Origin of the sequence: Halalkalicoccus sp. CGA53 (assembly GCF_036429475.1) — an archaeon.
Lineage (GTDB): Archaea > Halobacteriota > Halobacteria > Halobacteriales > Halalkalicoccaceae > Natronorarus > Natronorarus salvus.
Window position 1 is genome coordinate 744,008 of the sequence record NZ_CP144125.1, and the last position, 14,842, is coordinate 758,849.

13 protein-coding genes are annotated in these 14,842 nt (G+C 67.1%); 8 read left to right on the plus strand and 5 right to left on the minus strand.

The features are described from left to right. Nucleotide 1: 1 nt before the first annotated feature. A complete protein-coding gene (locus V2L32_RS05060; protein ID WP_331235386.1) occupies nucleotides 2-1,387 on the minus strand; it encodes a signal recognition particle protein Srp54 in 1,386 nt (461 codons plus the stop codon). A gap of 79 nt (nucleotides 1,388-1,466) precedes the next feature. Here V2L32_RS05060 and V2L32_RS05065 point away from each other — a divergent pair, with 79 nt between their 5' ends. Continuing rightward, nucleotides 1,467-2,066, plus strand: coding sequence for a class I SAM-dependent methyltransferase (locus tag V2L32_RS05065; protein WP_331235387.1), 600 nt, complete (start codon nucleotides 1,467-1,469; stop codon nucleotides 2,064-2,066). Between the two features lie 138 nt (nucleotides 2,067-2,204). Here V2L32_RS05065 and V2L32_RS05070 read toward each other — a convergent pair whose 3' ends face one another. The 3 genes from V2L32_RS05070 to V2L32_RS05080 all read right to left on the minus strand — a co-directional run bounded on the left by V2L32_RS05070 (nucleotide 2,205) and on the right by V2L32_RS05080 (nucleotide 6,369). Further along, nucleotides 2,205-2,567: an iron chaperone gene (locus tag V2L32_RS05070; RefSeq protein WP_331235388.1), complete on the minus strand. Its 363-nt coding sequence runs from the start codon at nucleotides 2,565-2,567 to the stop codon at nucleotides 2,205-2,207. Nucleotides 2,568-3,014: 447 nt separating this feature from the next. Beyond that, complete coding sequence (locus V2L32_RS05075; protein WP_331235389.1) at nucleotides 3,015-4,622, minus strand: Coenzyme F420 hydrogenase/dehydrogenase, beta subunit C-terminal domain; 1,608 nt, start codon at nucleotides 4,620-4,622, stop codon at nucleotides 3,015-3,017. Continuing rightward, nucleotides 4,612-6,369 carry a nitrite/sulfite reductase gene (locus V2L32_RS05080; protein WP_331235390.1) on the minus strand — a complete coding sequence of 586 codons (1,758 nt, stop codon included), beginning with the start codon at nucleotides 6,367-6,369 and terminating at the stop codon, nucleotides 4,612-4,614. Before V2L32_RS05080 ends, V2L32_RS05075 begins: the two co-directional genes overlap by 11 nt. Nucleotides 6,370-6,700: 331 nt before the next feature. Here V2L32_RS05080 and hpt point away from each other — a divergent pair, with 331 nt between their 5' ends. The 7 genes from hpt to V2L32_RS05115 all read left to right on the plus strand — a co-directional run bounded on the left by hpt (nucleotide 6,701) and on the right by V2L32_RS05115 (nucleotide 13,246). Continuing rightward, nucleotides 6,701-7,249, plus strand: coding sequence for a hypoxanthine/guanine phosphoribosyltransferase (hpt, locus tag V2L32_RS05085; RefSeq protein ID WP_331235391.1), 549 nt, complete (start codon nucleotides 6,701-6,703; stop codon nucleotides 7,247-7,249). A gap of 111 nt (nucleotides 7,250-7,360) precedes the next feature. Then, on the plus strand, nucleotides 7,361-8,464 hold the full coding sequence (locus V2L32_RS05090) for a zinc-binding dehydrogenase (RefSeq protein WP_331235392.1): 1,104 nt from the start codon (nucleotides 7,361-7,363) through the stop codon (nucleotides 8,462-8,464). Nucleotides 8,465-8,556: 92 nt separating this feature from the next. Beyond that, entirely contained in the window at nucleotides 8,557-10,053 is a 1,497-nt protein-coding gene (locus tag V2L32_RS05095) for an aldehyde dehydrogenase family protein (protein ID WP_331235393.1), read from the plus strand. 107 nt (nucleotides 10,054-10,160) lie between these two features. After that, on the plus strand, nucleotides 10,161-10,292 hold the full coding sequence (locus V2L32_RS05100; protein ID WP_331235394.1) for a hypothetical protein: 132 nt from the start codon (nucleotides 10,161-10,163) through the stop codon (nucleotides 10,290-10,292). Next, nucleotides 10,292-11,962, plus strand: coding sequence for a sodium:solute symporter family protein (locus tag V2L32_RS05105; protein WP_331235395.1), 1,671 nt, complete (start codon nucleotides 10,292-10,294; stop codon nucleotides 11,960-11,962). The genes V2L32_RS05100 and V2L32_RS05105 overlap by 1 nt, the downstream gene beginning before the upstream one ends. A 127-nt stretch (nucleotides 11,963-12,089) precedes the next feature. Continuing rightward, complete coding sequence (locus V2L32_RS05110) at nucleotides 12,090-12,677, plus strand: hypothetical protein (protein ID WP_331235396.1); 588 nt, start codon at nucleotides 12,090-12,092, stop codon at nucleotides 12,675-12,677. Nucleotides 12,678-12,808: 131 nt separating this feature from the next. Beyond that, nucleotides 12,809-13,246: a universal stress protein gene (locus V2L32_RS05115; protein ID WP_331235397.1), complete on the plus strand. Its 438-nt coding sequence runs from the start codon at nucleotides 12,809-12,811 to the stop codon at nucleotides 13,244-13,246. A 46-nt stretch (nucleotides 13,247-13,292) separates the two neighbouring features. On the opposite strand, the gene V2L32_RS05120 is transcribed toward V2L32_RS05115, so the two are convergent. Beyond that, on the minus strand, nucleotides 13,293-14,819 hold the full coding sequence (locus tag V2L32_RS05120) for a flippase (RefSeq protein ID WP_331235398.1): 1,527 nt from the start codon (nucleotides 14,817-14,819) through the stop codon (nucleotides 13,293-13,295). Nucleotides 14,820-14,842: the final 23 nt, after the last annotated feature.

Genomic DNA, 14,842 nt, shown 5'->3' on the forward strand with positions numbered 1-14,842 from the left:
CTCAGCCGAACGGCCCCTTGCCCATCCCGCCGGCACCGCCACCGCCGCCCATCTGCTTCATCATCCGCTCCATGTCCATCCCGCCCTGGCCCATCCCCTGGAACTGCTTGAGCGTCCGCTCCATCATCTTGTGCTGGGTCAGGAGTTCGCGCACCAGCTCCTCGTCGGTGCCCGAGCCGCGTGCGATCCGGCGGACCTGGCTCTGACCGATCGAACGGGGGTTCTCCAGCTCCTCCTCGGTCATCGAGTCCATGACGAACTCGAAGCGGGTCATCCGTTCCTGGGTGACGTCCATCGCGTCGTCCGGGAGCTGGTCCATGATGCCGCCGCCCAGCCCGGGGATCATGTCGAGCACCTGATCGAGCGGCCCCATCCGGTTCATCGCCTGCATTTGGTGGCGCATGTCGTTCAGCGTGAAGCTCCCGGAGAGGAGGTCCTCGGGATCCCAGTCGTCCTCCTCCTCGGTCTCGACCATCGCCCGCTCGACGCGCTCGGCGAGCTGTTTCAGGTCGCCCATCCCCAGGAGTCTGGACATGAAGCCGTTGGGCTCGAACCGCTCGACGTCCTGGACCTCCTCGCCGGTCCCGAGGAAGGCGATCGACGCGCCGGTTTCGTTCGCCGCGGTGAGCGCCCCGCCACCTTTCGCCGTCCCGTCGAGTTTGGTGATGACGACGCCGTCGATGCCGATCGACTCGTCGAACTGTCGGGCCTGGTCCTTCGCGCCCTGTCCGATCGCCGCGTCGAGCACGAGCAGGTTTGTGTCCGGGTCGACCACCCGCTCGATCTCCTCGATCTCGTCGATTAGGTCCTCCTCGAGCGCGTGTCGACCCGCCGTGTCGACGATGTGGACGTCCGCCTCGGCGGTCTCCTCGAGCCCCCTGCGTGCGATCTCGACCGGATCGTCACCGTCGGGGTCGCCGTAGAACTCGACCTCGGCGCGCTCACACATCTGTTTCGCCTGGTCGTAGGCGCCCGGGCGGAACGTGTCGGTCTGGATCACGGCGGGGCGAAGTCCTTTCGTCGAGAACCACCAGGCCATCTTCGCCGCGCTCGTCGTCTTCCCCGAGCCCTGCAGCCCAGCGAGCAGGATCGTCTGCTCCTCTAGCGGGAGGTCGGTGCTCTCGCCGATCAGGTCGACGAGTTCCTCGTAGACGATCCGGAGGACGTGATCCCGGGCGGTCGTCCCCGCCGGGGGTTCCTCCTCGAGAGCGCGGGTCTTGATCGAGTCCGACAGCTCCATCACGAGCGAGACGTCGACGTCGGCCGCCAACAGCGAGCGCTGGATCTCCTTTACGATCTCGGCGACGTCCTCCTCGCTGAGCCGGGACTTCCCGCGGAGCCGATCGAGCGTTCCCCTGAGTGAGCTTCCGAGGTCGTCGAGTACCATTTGCTCGGGCTATGCGACCCGGTCGGGTAAGCCTTTCTCGCTCCCGAACGCTCATACCCGATCGTGTCGTGTGGTAGCTATGGTCGAGTTTCGGAACACCGAAGAGCCCGACGCCGACTGGTGGTCGGTGGTCTGGCCCGACCCCGGCGAGACCCTGCGGACGCTCGGAACCGACGGGCGTGCCTCGTTCCTCGACCTCTGCTGTGGCACGGGCCGGTTCACGCTCGCTGCGCCCGCGCTCGTCGACGGCCCAGTCTACGCCTACGACCTCGATCCGAACGCGCTCGAGGTGCTCTCGGAGCGGGCGGCAGACGAGAGGATAGAGATCGAGACGATCGAAGGCGACGCGATGGCCGTCTCCGAACTCGTAGAGCCGGTGGAGTACGTCCTCTTCGCGAACACGCTCCACGGCGTCCCCGAGAAGACGCTGCTCGCCGAACGGGTCCGCGAGGCGATCGTGCCGGGGGGTCGGTTCGTCGTGATCAACTGGATCGCCGCGAGCCCGGAGGAGACGCCGGTCCTCGGCGAGCCGCGAGGCCCGCCCGAGGAGCTCCGGATGACCCCGGCCGAGACGGTCGCGGCGGTCGAGCCCGCGGGATTCGAGGCCACGGAGACCGTCTCGGTATCGCCACACCACTACGCGGTCGTCTTCGAGCGGACGACTCCATCGGAACTATGATCGGTGGATACGTTCCAGTCGGCGTGCCGAACAGAGCGCGCGAGTGCACCACTACTCCGTATTCGAGCGGAACAGCCTCTACCTCCGTCAACGTGACGAGCTATGAACACCTCGGGCCCTCGAACGGCGACGCCCCTGTTACTGCGCGTTTCTGGCTTCTTCGACTTTCGCTTCCAGAAGTTGCTCTAACTCTGTAGTCGGTACCGTTTGGTCGTATCTGATCTGTATGGTCTCCTTCCCGGTTTTGTACCCGTTTTCTTCGAGCATTTCGCGGTCTTCACTCCGAAGCGCGTCTGCGCCGATGCCGAAAGTAGCGTGGTTCTTGAATGCGCTAAACCCGACGTGAGTGCCGTGAAATGTATAGAACGGAACGTTGTAGCTTATTCCTTCCTCCGCTTCTGGAACAGTCGAGTTGATCATCTCGCGGAGTTCTTCGAGCGTCGGACGCGCTCTTTCGTCCGCATTGGCAATGTACGAGTCGACGTCTGTTGGCTTTGACATTCCACCGTCACCGTGGTCCGTCTACGGGTCACTCCTTCTTAGTGAAATCGCCGAGTCCCAGCGATGACCGTCGTACTCCAGACTACCGGAAATCGACCGACCATCCACACCGGTGACTCGATCAAAAGCGCCTGTAAGACCGCCACCGACCTGTCGAAATCGAGTCGAAACACCACGAGAGGAGGTGTACACCCAAACCTCGAGGAAGCGATCGCATCCACCCGTTGGAACGTCTGTAGCTAACGATTCGGTGTATAAACCCTCCGTATCCCGCCCGTGGTTCTTCTCACCTGCGTAGAATTTCGATGGACCGAACTACGATACGGAGGATTCGACCGCACGCGGATCCCGACGACGGCTCGGAGGGCGATGCGAACCGTCGGAGCACTCCAGGACCGATGCATACCGAGAACCCGTTACCGCGGCAGGTCGCGGCTTCGATTCGATCTACCCGTCGCTCTCGTGCGGGTTCAGCAGGGTACCGTAGTTCTCGGCGTGCTCGGTGTACTCGATAAAGCGTGGCGCGTCGGGGTCGAACGGCCGCTGTAGCGACTCGAACGCCTTCTTCTTGTCCCAGCCTTGGAGCTTCCCGACCGCCGAGCGGTCCTCCAGGTCGTGGTAGTCGAGGTCGGGCTCGGTGAGCTCCCACGCCTCCAGTCCCTTCTCGCTCCGGACGATCACGCTCGAGTACTCGTCGCTCGATCCGACCGAGCCGACGGTGAGGTCGGCACAGTAGCCCGTGAAGTCCGCACACTCGTCACAGCCCTTCAGCGCGGCGTCGTGGAAGTGCTCGACGTCCTCCTCGAGGAGCAGTTCTCCCTCCCTGTCCTCGACCATCATCTTCCCGTGGAGGACGTCCATCTTCCCGATCTCGTCCGTACCGATCCCCCGCTTCTCCTCGAGTTGCTCCCCGATGAGCCTGTAGTAGTTGAAGTTCTTCGTACACATCAGCGCGATCGTGTACTCGATCGCACGGACCCCCTCTTCCTGGGAGCCGTACTCCCACTCGAAGTCCTGGAGCGCGCGGATCCCCTCGATCTCACACGGCGTGCCGACGACCGCGAGGCTCGCCTCCTCGATCGGTACGTCGAGCTTCTCCTCGTACCGCGAGAGGTCGAGGTGACCGAGCGCCATCGTCTGGTTGTAGATGGTCCCGGTGTTCTCGATCAGCTCCTCCTCGCTCGTCGCGAGGAACGCCTCGGCCTTCCAGGGCTCCTCGTCGCTCTCGGTCGCGATCAGCGCGCCGTCGATCTCGCCTTCCTCGAGCAGCCGGAGCAGGATCGCCGTGACGACGCCGCCGTCCTGTGAGCCCTCGCGCCAGCCCTCTCTCGTCCGCGCGGAGAACTCGGTGATCGGGTCGCCCGCGCCCTTCACGTTGTCCTCGCCGCCGGTGATCTTCCACTGTCGCTCGTAGCGCAGCCCGCCTCGGGGACAGAAGTCCCAGCAGAGCGAGCAGCCGGTGCACATCTTCACTAATTTGGGGAGATCGTCCTCGCCGATCCCGATCGAGTCGGAGGGACAGGCGGCGACGCAGGTGCCACACTGGATGCAGCGGCCGTCGTCGATCACCGCCTCCGCCAGCTCGAAGAACCAGGTCTTCTCCGCCGGTGTCTCGATCCCGTTCATCTCCGAGCGGATCGCGTGCGTCGGCGTGTCGAGGTCGACACCATCCGGAACCCCGACGCGCTCGGTCGGATCCGCCTCGGGATCGTCGACGTCCTGGCTGACGCCCGCCGCGGGCGGCGTGAACTCGATCCCGCCGAGCGAACCGTCCGAACCGACGTTCACGGGCGCGCTGCCCGCCCCGTCGGTGGCGACGCGCTCCGGGCTCGATCGTTCGCCACAGCTACAGCTGCCCGACTCACACGTTCCGCCACCGGAGCCGGGTGAACCGGACGGGCCGGCCGCACCGCCCGGGTCGGGTACGTGCGGAACCGCTTCGGGTCGCGTTCTCCCGCTCTCCTCGACGAGCTCCGGCGCGACGTCCGCCGGCGCCTCGGCTCCATCTCCCTCGCCGCGCTCGCGCCGATCGTCGCCGCGCCCGTCAGTCCCCATGAGCGACACCCCCGGAGACGTTCGCGTCCGCCCCGCGCGCGATCGTCCGCAGCCGGTCGTTCTCGACCCGGCGACACCACTCGTAGAAGCGCTCGTTTTCTCCCCGCTCCTCGGCGTAGATCCCGAACAGCGCTTCGAGGGCGGGAACGACCGCGTCGGCCGGCACGGCGGTCTCGACCCAGTCGAGGAACTCGTTGTCGAGTCCGAGGCTGCCGCCCAGCCCGAGGTCGACCCCCTCGACGATGTCGTCGCCGGCCGCTCGTCCCGTCTCCGCCGCGCCGCCGTCTTCCGCACCTGCCTCGGGCGATCGCGACGCCTCGGACTCCCCGGCGAGCACCTTCACCGTCTCCCCGCGGAAGCCGACGTCGGCGATCTGGGGCTGCGCGCAGGAGGCCGAACAGCCCGAGAGGTGCACTCTCACGACGTCGATCTCCTCCGGGAGGTCGATCGCCTCGTCGAGTCGCTCGGCCCACCGCCTGATCCGCCGCTTCGTCTCGATGATCCCGTAGTTGCAGAACTCGCTTCCCGTACAGCCGACCGCCCCACGGGTGAACGGCCCCGGATCGGGGCTGTACGCCGCGGCGAACGGCTCGGCGAGTAAGTCCTCGACGTCGTCCTCGGGGACGTGCGTGATCAGGAAGTTCTGGTCCGTCGCGAGCCGGACCGTCGTCTCTTCGGTCCCGTACCGGCGGGCCGCCTCGGCCGCCTCGACGAACTCCTCGCCACCCATCCGACCGGCGACGACGTTGAATCCGATATACGTCAGCCTCTCCTCGCGCTGGTCGTGGACGCCGACGTGGTCTCCCCGGTAGCCCTCGGTGAGGCCAGTTCCCCGGGTCGGCAGGTCGACCGTACAGCGGTCGCGAACCGCTTCCTCGAACCGGTCGGGTCCCATCTGTTCGACGAGGTAGCGCATCCGGCAGAGCCCGCGGTTGGTCCGCTCGCCGAGCTCCTTGAACGTCTGGGCGACAGCCCTGGTGAACTCGACTGCGTCCTCCGGACGGACGAAGACGTCGAGTTCGGATGCCATCCGTGGCCCGTCGGAGAGCCCGCCGCCGACGCGGGCGTGAAAGCCGTAGTGGGACTGCCCGTCGATCTCCCTCTCCGCGGGCACCAGGCCGACGTCGTTGATCTGTGACTGTGCGCAGTCCTCCGTACACCCGGTGATCGTCAGCTTGAACTTCCTCGGTAAGTTCGCGTACTCTCCGTTGCCGGTGAAGAAGTCGCTCACGGCGTCGACGACGGGCTGGGCGTCGAACGCCTCGCGCCCCGAGAGCCCCGCCGCCGGACAGCCGAGTACGTTCCGGGCGGAGTCGCCACAGCCCTGGATCGTCGTCAGCCCGACCTCGTCGTAGCGCTCCCAGATCTCGGGGACGTCCTCGAGTTCGATCCAGTGCATCTGGACGTCCTGTCGCGTCGTGATGTCGAGGTAGGCGTCGCCCCAGACGGGGTTCTGAGCCGCCCCACCGTGCTCGTCGGGCGCGGTCGCGAACTCGCGGGCTACCTCCCCGATGGTGGTCGCCTGCTCGGGCGTGAGGTGGCCGCCAGGGACCTTCGTCCGGAGCATGAAGTAGTCGTCGTGGGTGCCGTGGGCGTACATCCCCGCCCACTTGAAGCGCTCCCAGGCGCCGCCGCCCTCGCGCGCCTCGAGCTCCTCGAAACTCAGCCCCTCCTCGGCGTACCGCTCGACGTCCTCGACCAGGTCGAGCGGGTGTTTCTCGCGCTTGTACCGCTCGACCGGGTTCACCGTTCGGCCCTCCCTCCGTCGGAGCCGGTCGATCGTTTCACTGAAACCTTCTCGGGGACGTGAGACTCGGTGACGCTTCGCATTGACCACCGCAGGAGACGGACGGTAAAGACCGACAGCCTCCCGGCGAACCCTGTCGGTGCGACCCGTTCCCGGCGAATTTCTCGCCGGTCTACGACGCTCGCCCGGCCGAGACGGGGGGCGTCACGGACCGTCGGAGCGGGATCGACGCCGCGTCCGTGGAGATCCAGCAATCTCTGCCTCTATCGTGGTCCTCGTGTCGGCTCCGCGCGGTGGAGGAGTTTTTCCATCCCGCGTGCGACCGGGTCGTATGGAGCGACTGCGACGGACGCTGCGAGAGGCGCCCGTGATCGACCGTGGCGAGTACCAGTACTTCGTCCACCCGGTCACCGACTGCTACCCGCAGGTCGATGCGGAGTTACTGCGCGAGATCGCCGCGGAGATCGCCGAGAGAGTCGACCTCTCGGGGGTCGACAAGCTCCTCACCGCGGAGGCGATGGGCATCCACCACGCGACGGCGCTCACCCTCGAGACCGAGATCCCGTTCGTCTGCGCGCGAAAGCGCTCCTACGGGTTCGAGGACGAGGTGGCGGTCCACCAGACGACCGCCTACGCCGAGGACGAGCTCTACCTGAACGGGGTCGACCCGGGCGACCGGCTGCTCCTCGTCGACGACGTCGTCTCCTCGGGCGGGACCCTGCGAGCGCTCTGTGACGCCGCAGCGGAGGCGGGCGGCGAACCGGTCGGCGCGGTCGCCGTGATCCGCCGAGCCGGCGGCGAGAGCGTCGACCTCCCGGTCGGGGTGACGAGCCTCGTCGAGGTCGACGTGGTGGACGGCTCGGTCGTGATCCTCGACTGAACCGGGGGCTACCGCCGACCTCCCGAACCACCGGGTCGAGGAGGGGTGCGACGAACGTGGACGCGCCTCGCTCTCCACAACCCTTATCGCGACCACGCGTGCACGTCGGGTATGGCAGCGAGACCCACGGGCAGGCTGGTCTACCTGGCGTCGCCGGAGCAGCTCGAGATGAAGGAGTACGAGGTCCCGGAGCCCGAACCCGGGGCGCTGATCACCGAGATCGAGCAAGCGAACGTCTGTGGCTCCGAACTCCACATCTGGCGGGGGCACCACCCGGAGGTCAAAGAGGGTGTCCTCGGCCACGAGGCGCTCTGTCGGGTGAGCGAACTGGGCGAGGGCGTCGAGACGGACTACGCCGGCGAGCCGATCGAGGAGGGTGACCTGATCGCGCCGGTCTACTACATCACCTGCCAGCGGTGTTCGTCGTGTCTTGAGGGGCAGTTCAACCTCTGTCAGAACGCGTACCGACACTGGTCGAAACCCCCGGAGGAGCCGCCGCACTTCCACGGGACGTTCTCGACGCACTACTACGTCCACCCGAACCAGTACTTCTACACGGTCCCCGACGGGGTCGACCCCCGCGTCGCGGCCGGCGCGAACTGCGCGCTCTCGCAGATGCTGTTCGGCCTCGACCGGGTCGGCGTCGAGTTGGGCGAGACCGTCGTCGTCCAGGGAGCGGGCGGTCTCGGGCTAAACTCGATCGCCATCGCGAAGGAGCGAGGCGCACGGACGATCGCGATCGAGGGCGTCGACGGCCGGATCGAGCGGGCCCGCGAGTTCGGCGTCGACCACGTGATCGACTTCCGGGAGTACGAGAGCGTCGAGGAGCGCGCGGAACGGGTCAGGGAACTCACCGACGGGGTCGGCGCGGACGTCGGCGTCGAGGTCGCGGGCGTCCCCGACGCGTTCGCCGAGGGCCCACACCTGCTGCGCGACGGCGGGCGGTACCTCGAGGTCGGAAACGTCAATCCCGGCTACACGACGGCGTTCGATCCCGGTCAGCTCACGCGGTCGGGGATCGAGATCGTCTCGGCGATCCGGTACGACCCGTGGTACCTGAAGCGCGCGCTCGACTTCCTCGCGGAGAACGGCGAGCGCTACCCCTACGAGGACCTCATCGACGCGGAGTTCGACCTCGTCGACGTCGACGAGGCGCTGGCGCAGTCGGACTCCCGCGAGATCACCCGCGCGGCGTTGCGCCCGCACGCCGACTGACTCCGGACCGGTCGCGGTTCGGTCCGGTTCAGGTGGTGAGATTCGCTCCGGGAGAAGAGTTAACCGAGGCCCACGCCGACCTTCGGGAACTCATGTCACACACGACCGAACGGCGATCGGTCGACGCGCTCCTCGAACGGCTGTCGAGCACCGACCTGCTCGTCGGCGGCGAGCGCGTCGCGGCAACGGGCGGCGAGACGCTCACGACCGTCGATCCGGCGACGGGGAAACCGATCGCGACGGTGGCCGCCGCGGGACCCTCCGACGTGGACAGCGCGGTGGCGGCCGCGCGGGAGGCGTTCCCGGAGTGGCGCGCCGTGGCACCCGACGAGCGCGGCCGGGTCGTCTATCGCGTCGGTCAGCTCGTCAGGGAGCACGCCGACGACCTCGCGGCGCTCGAGAGCCTCGACCAGGGGAAGCCGATCTCGCAGGCGCGGAGCGACATGCTCGGCGCGGCGCGCTACTTCGAGTACTACGCCGGCGCGGCCGACAAGTTGGAGGGCCGGAGTGTCCCGGTCGGCCGCGAACAGATCGACTACACCCTTCGGGAGCCGTACGGCGTCAGCGCGCAGGTCACGCCCTGGAACTTCCCCGGGAACCTCTTCGCCCGGGGGATCGCCCCGGCGCTGGTCGCGGGGAACACGACCGTGGTCAAGCCGGCCGAGGGGACGCCGCTGTCGTCGTTGCGCCTCGCGGAGCTCTGTGCGGAGGCCGGCGTCCCCGACGGGGTCGTCAACGTCGTCCCGGGCTACGGCGACCCCGCCGGTCGGGCGCTCACCGAACACCCCGACGTCGATCAGATCACGTTCACCGGGAGCGTCCCGACGGGCCAAGCGATCATGCGCGCGGCGGCCGAGACCGTCACGCCGGTGACGCTCGAACTCGGCGGGAAGAACCCGGCGGTCGTCCTCCCCGACGCGGACCTCGACGCCGCGGCGGAGTGGATCTCGACCGCGATCTTCACGAACGCCGGACAGGTCTGCTCGGCGGCCGACCGGGTGGTCGTTCACGAGTCGGTCCACGACGCGCTCGTCGCGCGGATCGTCGACGCCGCCGAATCGCTCTCGATCGGCCCCGGCCACGAGGACCCCGACGTGGGTCCGCTCGCCTCCGAGGAACAGCTCGAGAAGGTTCGGCGGTACATCGAGGTGGGGATCGACGAGGGTGCGACCGTCGCGACCGGCGGCGAGCTCCCCAACCGCCCGGGCTACTTCGCCGAACCGACGGTGTTCACCGACGTCAGTCCCGATATGCGGATCGCCCGCGAGGAGGTCTTCGGGCCGGTCCTCGCCGTGCTCTCGGTCGCCGACGAGACCGAGGCACTCTCCGTCGCGAACGACTCGGAGTACGGCCTGGTCGCCGGCGTCTTCACGGCCGACGTCGGGCGTGCACACCGCTTCGCCCGCGATCTCGAGGCCGGGAACGTCTACGTCAACAAGTGGTTCGGGGACACGAACCAGACGCCGTTCGGCGGCTACAAACGGAGCGGCATCGGCCGGGAGAAGGGCCTCGAAGCGCTCGACTCCTACCTCCAGACGAAGAACGTCGCGATCGACCTCGGCGGGAGCGCGGACCTCCCCGGTTCGTGAGACGGGCGCTGTTGGGTGGGAAGCCGGCGCGATCGAACCGTGCTCCGTCACGGAAAATGATTATGCAGTACGATAACCGTTAAGTGAGGCTCCGGAGATGCGAATCCATGAACGTACTGCAGGTGCTCGCGACGACCTCGATCCTGTTCGTCCTGTTCGCGCTCGTCTGGGTGTTCTTCGTCGAGGACTGGCTCGAGGGACGCGAACTGAGCGGGATGTTCGACGACGGTGATCGGTGATGGCCCTCGACCTCCTCGCGGCCGGGATGCCGCTACAGGCCGGGGCGGACGGGATCGCGGAGCAGACGGTGGTGACCTGGGGGTGGATCTTCCTGGCCGCGTACATGGTCCTGATCCTCGCGCTCGGCTTCGTCGGCTACCGGCGCGTCGAGAGCGGTAGCGGCGGCGGGACGAGCGCACAGGACGAGTACGCGACCGCGAGGGGTGGCTACGGCTTTTTGGCGCTCTCGCTCGCGTACGCGGCGACGGTCGCGAGCGGGGCGACGTTCATGAGCATCCCGGGGATGGGCTACGACATGGGGTTCATGGCCGGGTACTACGCGATGATCTACCCCATCGGCATCTTCGGGGGGATGCTGATCGTCGCCCGGGTGAGCAAGAAGGTCAGCGACCGGTTCAACTCCCAATCCGTTCCCGACTACATCGGCGATCGGTTCCAGAGTCCGGGGCTCAGGATCGTCACGGCGCTGCTCTCGCTCTTCCTGATCTTCTACGCGATGGCGCAGATCTCCGCCGCGGGCTGGATGTTCGAGGTGATCCTCGGGATCGAGTACGTCATCGGCATCTGGGTGGCCGGCCTGTTGCTGCTCGTCTACCTCGCCGCCGGCGGCTCACACGCCGATATCCTCACGGACGCGATCCAGGGGGCGATCATGATCGGGATCACGCTCCTGATCGTCTTCATGTTCGCGACCGGGTGGGGCATCGACGGCGGCATCGAGTCGGTGAACGCGGCGCTCGAGAGCGACCAGCAGTGGGACCAGCACACCGACCCGGAGAACCCGATCTTCACCGGCTGGTGGGCGATCGTCCTGCTGATGATCGCACACATCGGGTTCACCGCACAGCCCCACCTCGGGAACAAGTTCTTCGCGATCAAGAGCAACCGGTACATCCGCCGGTTCATGCTCGCGGCGTCGCTCGTGGGCATCCTCCTCCCGCTCATGTATCTCGGCGGTGTCCTCGGGGCCGCCCAGGGGATCGAGGTTCAGGACCCCGACGCGATCATCCCGACGCTGTTCGTCGAGAACATCCACCCGATCATGGCGGCCTTTCTCGGCATCGCGATCCTCAGCGCGATCATCTCCACCTCCGACGGCATCGTCATCGCCGTCTCACAGATCTTCGCGAACGACCTCTACCGAAAGTCCTACGTCCCGTGGAAGGGCGGCGATCCGGAGGCCGAAGCGGTCCAGCAACGCTCGCTCCTCATCTCCCGGATATCGACCGTCTTCATCGTCTTCGTCGCCGTCGCGGCGGTGATAACGCCACCGCAGTACCTCGTGGTGTTCATGTGGACGGGGATCGGCGGGATCATCGCCTCGTTCGGCGGCCCCTATATCGTGGGGACCGTCTGGCGGCGGACGACGAAGGTCGCCGCGTACGCCGCGATCGCCGTCGGCTTCGGCGTCTACTTCTTCATCCACCTCGGCCCGCAGTTCGGCCTTCTTGGTGGCGTCTGGCCGCTCAACGAGAACCCGTTCGCCTCGACCGGGATCGGCTTCATCGTCAGCGTCGCCACGACGGTCGCGGTGAGCCTGTTCACCGAGCCGCCGACCGACGAGCACCTCGACGAGGTGTTCTCGGCCGAGAGCCGTCTCCTCGACGACGAGGGGGCCGAGCGATCTGGCCCGACCGGTCCGACGGATCCGGCGCGGGGAGACGACTGATACTGTCGGCTGTACCTACGTGAGGATTCTCTCCACTCCGTAGCGGCGAGAATCTACTGACGTACAGCCGACAGTATGACCCCGCGAGCGACGAGACGTTTATTCCCCTCCCGGATAGCTACCCGACATGGAGATCACCGCGTTCGAGGCGACGCTCGACGAGGACTCGGCGGTCGAGCGGACGCGGAACCTGAGCGCCGTCGAGTACGCGCGTCGGTGGGTCGGTGACCTCCTCGGGAGGCGAGCACGGGCGAGCCCCGACGTGCGCGTCGTCTACTACCCGGACTACATCGCATACACATCCGCGTCGATCAGGCGGCTGATCCGCGACGAGAAGTCGCTGAAGTTCCTCGCGGGGATCGACGCCGTCACCGGTCGGGCCGGCGAGGTCGACGTGAGCCTGCCCTCGCGACGAACGATCGACGTCGACCGGGCGTTCGTGATCCACCCGCAGGTGGACGCGGCAGAGGCCGAGGCGATCTGGCGGGAGTGGCTGTTCTCCTACGTCGGCCGGTACCACCGCGCCGTCGAGATGCCCGAGTACTCGCTGGACGACCTCGAGCTCGTCTACACGCCCTACTGGGTGATCGACTACGGCTCGGCCGAAGAGAGCCTGGCGGTCAGCGACCTGACGCGCCGGACGGCGACGGTCGAGGAGATAGAGGTTCTAGAGGAGTTCTACGAGCGGTTCATGCGCGACGACGCCCGGGCGTGATCCGGCCGGTCGCCCCGGCACCGACGATCGCCGATCCACGACGACGAGCCGGCGGGCGACGACTGATACTCCGTACGCGAGTGAGACCGAGGGCCACCTCTATGTAGATCCCTCGCGTCTCCCCGAGGGAGATGTACGACGCGATACTCTTTCCCACGGATGGGAGCGAGCGATCGACGCGGAGCCTCGACCACGCCGTGAGCCTCGCGACCGCCTACGACGCGACGCTCTACGCGCTGTACGTCGTCGACCAGAGCACGTACGCGGGCCTCCCGAGCGACGTCGACCGAGAGACGATACGGGAGCGCCAGGAGGCGGTCGGATCCGAGACGGTGCGGGCGATCGAGGACGTCGCCCGGGAGGCCGGCATCGAACTCGTGACGGAGATCCGGTCGGGTCTCCCACACGAACGGATCGTCGAGGTCGTCGAGGAGTACGGCATCGACCTCGTCGTGATGGGGACCCAGGGCCGGTCCGGGCTCGGCCGTCTCCTCCTCGGAAGCACAACCGAGCGGGTGCTCCGGTCGAGTCCGGTCGCCGTCCACGCCGTTCCGACGGGCGAGACGTGACCCGGTGACCGACGCGATCGCCGACACCGGACTTTCATCGGCCGGTTCACATGAAGCGCTCCGCGAGCCGTTTCACCGGCCCGAGGTCCACCCCGGTCTGTTCCTCGATGCTCACGAGCAGCATCATCTCCTCGCGTTCGACCCCGCCGAGTACGAGCACGATCACGGCGTAGACGAGGACGAACAGCGCGGCGAGCGCGACGAACAGCGGGATCGTCACGTCGACGGTGAGCGTGAGGGCGAAGAGCACGCCGACGGCGAGAAGCGAGGCGGTCGCCGGCCGGACGAGCGCCGAGGTGAACGGGTGGATCCCGGTCCGCGTGTAGAGCTGGTACGAGAAGGTGGCGTTGACCGCGACGTACGAGAGCACGGTCGCGACCGCCGCCCCGACGAACGAGTACCGGGGGATCAGAAGCAGGTTGAGCGCGACGTTGAGGACTGCCGCGCCGATGTTGTCGTACATCACGAGCCGCGTCTCGCCGATCGCCGTGAGCGTCTTGTAGTTCGGCCCCGCGACCGCGTGGGTCATGAAGCCGAGCGCGAGGATCGAGAGCGCGATCGCGCCGGGGGCGTACTCGGGCGCGATGAACTCGATGATGACGTCCGAGAAGACGAACAGCACCGCGAACAGCGGCAGCGTGATGACGAAAATCCACTTCGTGACGATCTGGTAGAGCCGCTTCATCTCGCTGGTGTCGTCGTCGGAGTGACGCTCGGAGAGCATCGGCATGAAGAGGAACGCGAAGGAGGTCAGCACGATCGTGATCGTCGTCGCGATCGGGTAGATGAAGTAGTAGATCCCCACGTCGCCGGTCGACGCGAAGTAGCCCAACAGGAGCGTATCGAGGTCGTGAAGCACCTTCACCATCACCGCGCTGATGACGAGCGGGGTGGAGAAGGCGAGCAGCTCCTTTCGCATCGTGATCGCGGGGACGCGCTCGAACAGCGACGTGTACTTCCACATGTAGTAGAGCCCGAGCGCAGCGGCGGCGCCGTGGCCGAGCATGTAGGCGAAGGAGACGCCGACGACGCCGTAGCCCGCGAGCAGGATCGCCACCGCGAGGATCAACCTGACCGAGTGCGCGGTGAGGTCCTCGACGTACACCTTCGGGAGCGTCCGTTTCACGCCCTGGATCCCGCCGACCGAGAGCTTCTCGATGGAGGCCAGCGGCAGGGCGAGCGCGAACACCTGGATCACCGGGGCAACGGCCGGATCGTTGAACGCGTGGGTCGCGATCTCGTCGGCGAAGAAGATCATGATCGCCGCCGAGAGGACCGACAGCGGCAGCACCATCTGGAAACCCGAGACGAGCACTCCGCGACGACGCTGTGGGTCGTCGTACCGCGGGAGGTATCGCCCGATACCGGTGTTCATCCCGAGGAGGACGAGCGTCGAGACCGCCGTGAGGAGCGTCGAGCCCAGCCCGATCGCGCCGTAGCCGGTCGGACCGAGCAGCCGGCCGATGACGATCACCGAGACGAACGAGATGACCATCCCGACGAGCGAGCCGATGAAGACGACGCTCCCACCTTTGAACAGCGCACGGATCGACGAGTCGGAGGACTCACTCATCCGCTCACGCTACGACGGGTGGG

Bases quoted from the DNA above. Each gene is read 5' to 3' on its own strand.
- V2L32_RS05075 (WP_331235389.1), bottom strand. From the start codon at position 4,622: ATGGGGACTGACGGGCGCGGCGACGATCGGCGCGAGCGCGGCGAGGGA.
- V2L32_RS05120 (WP_331235398.1), bottom strand. From the start codon at position 14,819: ATGAGTGAGTCCTCCGACTCGTCGATCCGTGCGCTGTTCAAAGGTGGG.
- V2L32_RS05100 (WP_331235394.1), top strand. From the start codon at position 10,161: ATGAACGTACTGCAGGTGCTCGCGACGACCTCGATCCTGTTCGTCCTG.
- V2L32_RS05115 (WP_331235397.1), top strand. From the start codon at position 12,809: ATGTACGACGCGATACTCTTTCCCACGGATGGGAGCGAGCGATCGACG.
- V2L32_RS05060 (WP_331235386.1), bottom strand. From the start codon at position 1,387: ATGGTACTCGACGACCTCGGAAGCTCACTCAGGGGAACGCTCGATCGG.
- V2L32_RS05110 (WP_331235396.1), top strand. From the start codon at position 12,090: ATGGAGATCACCGCGTTCGAGGCGACGCTCGACGAGGACTCGGCGGTC.
- V2L32_RS05065 (WP_331235387.1), top strand. From the start codon at position 1,467: ATGGTCGAGTTTCGGAACACCGAAGAGCCCGACGCCGACTGGTGGTCG.
- V2L32_RS05095 (WP_331235393.1), top strand. From the start codon at position 8,557: ATGTCACACACGACCGAACGGCGATCGGTCGACGCGCTCCTCGAACGG.
- V2L32_RS05105 (WP_331235395.1), top strand. From the start codon at position 10,292: ATGGCCCTCGACCTCCTCGCGGCCGGGATGCCGCTACAGGCCGGGGCG.
- V2L32_RS05090 (WP_331235392.1), top strand. From the start codon at position 7,361: ATGGCAGCGAGACCCACGGGCAGGCTGGTCTACCTGGCGTCGCCGGAG.
- hpt (WP_331235391.1), top strand. From the start codon at position 6,701: ATGGAGCGACTGCGACGGACGCTGCGAGAGGCGCCCGTGATCGACCGT.
- V2L32_RS05070 (WP_331235388.1), bottom strand. From the start codon at position 2,567: ATGTCAAAGCCAACAGACGTCGACTCGTACATTGCCAATGCGGACGAA.